Genomic DNA, 4,276 nt, shown 5'->3' on the forward strand with positions numbered 1-4,276 from the left:
AGTTACATATTTCGGTTTTTTTACGTTCACCTACTTATATTTAGTATTAATTATAAATTATCACGAAAAAATTTTTATGGCACTGATCACCCAAAGTACCAGCAAATGCCACTTAAACAACTTGAAAACTAAAGTTTAAACTTGCCCAATTATTGACATCTAAAATATAGGCATCAGTGGTAGTAGGGTTAATATCATCTTTAACTTTACTGCTGTTATGTAAGTCTTGCAATAGAGCTTGGGCAACTTTTAAAGGATTAACTAAAGGACTAATGGCTTGTTGATCTGTGGTAGGATATTTAGCAGTGGCTAAGGCTGTGAGAGTTTCTTTAAAGGGGGTTGTGCTGATAATAATTTGGTGTTGACAAAAGGTAGAAAGTGTGGGAACCAACCAACCAGGTACAGGTTGATTATCTGGAATTTTGACGGTTTTTCCGGGAGGAATGAGGATTTCTGTTAATTGGGGTTTGTGAGGAGAAATGTTGTTTGGTGGAAAAACTTGCCAAGGATAAAAGGCAAAGGCACTTTGGTTATTATTTAAAGCTACTAAAATCAAGTATACAGGGCGATCGCTCAAATTTTCAATTCTATACTGCACCAGACTACCTACAGAAATTGTGGGAATAGCGGTGGGGGAATAACTAGGTCTGGGATAGGTTTTATCACTATTAGCAGTTTCTACGGTTTCCCTAACCATGAGAATACGAGGTAGAATGTTATTAACAACCTCTAAAGTTGCCCTAACTGGTAAACGGGAAGTACCCTCATTTTCCGTAAGTTGCCATAATTTTGATGCTAACAGGGTAGAAAATTTTGGTGTTAATCGTTGCACTGCTACTTTTACAGCTTCACCAATTTCCCCTACAGTATTGGTAATTAGTTCACCTCCTAAAGAAAAAACACCATAACGGCTGGGTATTTGGGAAACTTTACCAAAGACATAATCAGCGGTTTCTGTGCTGGTGACAATATTAACTACATTGCTAATTCCCGAAAAAGCACTGGTAGCATCTACCCGTTCAATTCTTTCTAAACCCTGATCTAAGGCCATATTAAGATGAGTATTTCTGGGTAATGCGCGAACAGCTTCTTGTACTATTTGTCCAAGTCCAAATGGTAATTTAATAGTTTCTTTATCTACTTGGGCTTTGGCTATTAAACCGGTTCGGGATTTAATAATTAACTCAACTCCTGTCTCCACCATTAAACGAGAATTTACGCCATAATTTGCTAGAACCAGGGGAGGTAATCCTCCTAACCATAATTTGATTGTTTTACCATCATCTTCTGTAGCTTTGATTATGCCCACACCCCTAGAGTTATTAATAGGGAAATAATCAGTAATGAGAGCATTTTCGGGATTTTTCCGCGCACTTAATAGGCTTGGTTGTTGTTTTCCTGCCAGTTTATATATAGAACTACCCACATGAGAAAGGAGAACTTGTATTGTTTTTTGGGGAGTAGTTTCCCACAAGTATTGAGTTAAGGCATAAGTAAATAATCCCGCACTCCAACCAGGGAAAAGTAATTCTCCCGCTTGTTGATCTGGTTCTGAAGTAGCTTTAAAAATCAGGGCATTATTAATAGGTGATTTCTGGTTTTTGAGTTGTGATAAAAACTCTAATTCTTCTGTTGCTGAAATCAGAGATGATAATTCTGGACGAGTACGAATTTGCAACCCTGTGGATTTTAATTCACTAGGATGATAGTAACTTGTATCCAATACTGCTATAACTTGATTTGTGGGTAGAGATTGCAATAATAGTAAGAGAGTTTCTTCTAATAAATAGTTGACAGATTTTTCATCTCCTAAATTATTTTCATCAACAGGAAGTATAGCATTTTGTAATATACCTGTTCTATAGATTCCCGATTTCTTAAAAAAGTCAGGGATTTGATCATTTGTCTTCACGCGAGTACCATAACCTGAGAAATGGAAAATCACCACATCTTCAGGTTTGACTTGCTGACTCAAATGATCTACAAAAGCCGCTGTAATTAGGTCCTTAGTTGCTTGTTTGTCCGTTAAAGTCAGAATATCTGCTGGTGCAAAACCAAAGCGATTAATTAACAATTCCCTTTGCAATTCCACATCAGTGACACAACCAGCTAGGGCAGGACTTTGTGAATATTCATTAATACCTATCAATAATGCTAACTTGGGAGATTTAGATTGTGCTAAAGCCTGGTAATAAGGATTGCCTAAACTTAACCACTCTTCTTGTGCTAGTCCTAACGCTGCTAGGGCGCAGCTGATTTCTTGTAAAAACTTACGCCGTTTCATAATTAACCATCAGACCCCAGCCCGTCAGTAATAGCTTAAAGGCTGAAGTCCATAGAGTAAAGTTTCTAGTCTTAATCTAAACTAATACAGGCGAATTTTGCATAGCCCGTGTTAATTCAGCAGCTACTTCTGGACGAGAAAATTCTGGTGGTGGTAATTCACCCCGACGTAACATTTCCCGCACCTTTGTTCCAGACAGATGGACCCGTTCTTCTGGTCTGCTGGGGCTGGTTTTAGTTGTAGCCATTTGTTTGGTGCGTGTGCAGTAAAAAGCGTGTTCAAACTTCATAGGCACAATTCCCAACTCTTCTGGCGCAAATTCATCGAATATGTACTGAGCGTCATAAGTGCCGTAATAATCACCTACACCAGCATGATCCCGTCCGACAATAAAATGTGTACACCCGTAATTTTTGCGAACTAAGGCATGAAAAATCGCTTCCCTTGGACCTGCATAACGCATTGCTGCGGGATTAATTGCTAAAATTACTCTATCTAGGGGATAATAGTGTTCTAATAGAATCTCATAACAACGCATCCGCACATCAGCAGCAATATCATCCTCCTTAGTTGCGCCTACCAGTGGGTGCAAGAATAGACCATCAACAGTCTCTAAAGCGCACTTTTGAATATACTCATGGGCCCTGTGGATAGGATTACGAGTTTGGAAACCGACAATTGTTTTCCAGCCCTTGTTTCTAAACATTTCCCGTGCAGCAGCAGGATCAATTTGGTAGCTAGGAAAATGGGGATGAGAGTCCCGTTGTAATAACCAGATATCACCAGCTAAGTTAATAGAACCCTGATTGTATACTACCTGCACGCCGGGATGTTTAGGGTCGTCAGTGCGATAAACATTAATAGCTTCCCGTTGTTTGTCGTAAGCATACTTTTCGGTTAATTCCAATACCCCAATAAACTGCCCGCTGGGGTTATCCAGACGCACTAAATTACCTATTTCTAAACGGTCTGCCACTGCTGGGGTTACAGACAGTGTAATGGGAATTGACCAAACAATATCGTTAGCTAACCGCATTTCTGTAACTACTCGGTTGTAGTCTGCTTGGTTCATAAAACCAGTCAATGGACTAAAACCACCAATAGCAATCATTTCTAAATCAGAAACTGCTCGCTCGTCAAGTTCCACGCGGGGTAAAAAGTCAGCTTTGGTTAGAAATATTTCTCTTTGGGCTGTGGAAGCAACTCGGTTAATTAACTCTCCACCGTGGGGGGCATTTGCTTCTGGATGATAACTCAAGGTAATGTTTCCCTAATTGTTGCGAATTATGTATTAATTTATCAAATTTTTGTACACATTGTTAAATTTTTGTGAAATTTTTGTGAAATCCTAATTTTTGGTTGCCAGTTGTTAGCTGGAAAAGATTTTACCAGTTTTCTAGCATCAAACAAAAAAAAGTGGGAGGTGATAACGAAGCGCGACCTAAGAATCATCCCCCACCCCAGAAATCATTGATTCAGTGAACTAATTACTCATTAAACAAGAGAGAAATTACTAGCATTCAGACTGGGAGCAGTAGCAAGAATAGCAAACTCACCACCAGTACCAAAGCCCGCAGCCGCACCATTTTCGTTGTAGTAAAGACTACCACTGCTAGAGCTATAGACAATCAGCCCGTTACTAGTACCTACCAAATCATCATCTTCAACCACAGCAAACTCGTTTGCTACACTGAATCCTTGACCGACAACACTGGTTAGAGACGCAAATACAGACTTACTTAACGAGATTTGGTCATTACCAGAAGTAAAGTCTTGGATAGTATCTAGACCTTGAGTAGCGGAAGTGAACGCCGCATTCCCTGTAAAGCTGAAGACATCATTACCAAGACCACCAGTTAGAATGTCATTACCAGCGCCACCAATTAGAGTATCATTACCCACACCACTGGTCAGAGCATCATTACCTAAACCACCAACCAAGCGGTTATCTAGGTCATTACCGATAATTCTATCTGCTCCAGCACCAGCAAT

General features: G+C 39.7%; 3 protein-coding genes. All 3 read right to left on the minus strand.

Annotated features, from left to right (window positions below):
* Positions 1 to 112: 112 nt before the first annotated feature.
* Positions 113 to 2,284, minus strand: coding sequence for a caspase family protein (locus ACIR131C_RS0120285; protein ID WP_028091630.1), 2,172 nt, complete (start codon positions 2,282 to 2,284; stop codon positions 113 to 115).
* A gap of 76 nt (positions 2,285 to 2,360) precedes the next feature.
* Positions 2,361 to 3,542: a sulfate adenylyltransferase gene (gene sat, locus ACIR131C_RS0120290; protein ID WP_028091631.1), complete on the minus strand. Its 1,182-nt coding sequence runs from the start codon at positions 3,540 to 3,542 to the stop codon at positions 2,361 to 2,363.
* A gap of 236 nt (positions 3,543 to 3,778) precedes the next feature.
* Positions 3,779 to 4,276 (minus strand): M10 family metallopeptidase C-terminal domain-containing protein (locus ACIR131C_RS0120295; RefSeq protein ID WP_028091632.1); only part of this gene is annotated, 498 nt, incomplete at its 5' end.

It is taken from the genome of Dolichospermum circinale AWQC131C (genome assembly GCF_000426905.1).
In the GTDB taxonomy this organism is placed as follows: domain Bacteria; phylum Cyanobacteriota; class Cyanobacteriia; order Cyanobacteriales; family Nostocaceae; genus Dolichospermum; species Dolichospermum circinale.